Origin of the sequence: Vibrio fujianensis (assembly GCF_002749895.1) — a bacterium.
Taxonomy (GTDB): Bacteria; Pseudomonadota; Gammaproteobacteria; order Enterobacterales; family Vibrionaceae; genus Vibrio; species Vibrio fujianensis.
On sequence record NZ_NBUS01000041.1, the window covers coordinates 274,024 to 274,328 of the forward strand.

At 56.4% G+C, this 305-nt stretch carries 1 pseudogene; it reads right to left on the bottom strand.

The features are described from left to right. Positions 1 to 305: pseudogene (locus B7C60_RS18530) on the bottom strand (beta-glucosidase); the annotation flags it as partial.

Genomic DNA, 305 nt, shown 5'->3' on the forward strand with positions numbered 1-305 from the left:
CCAAACGCCGCCGCCGTACCCGGTGTCACTTTCGGGCTGCACATGCCTTCTCCACGGACAAGAGTCGCCAATTGCGCCGGCGTCAGTTGGGCAATGAAAGCTTCTAAATCGGCTTGGCCTTGAGCAACATCGGCCAACTTAATCCCTTGTTCGCCCGTAAAAGCATAGGTTGGCGGCAAGTTGGCTTCAATTCGCAGCGCCAGATCCACCGAGCGCTGTGGCACAGGCTGATAACTGGCTTTATAGATGCCATTAGCTTGGCGCTCAGCTGGCACTAAGCGTTCAAACTCACGCGTTGGGGCACA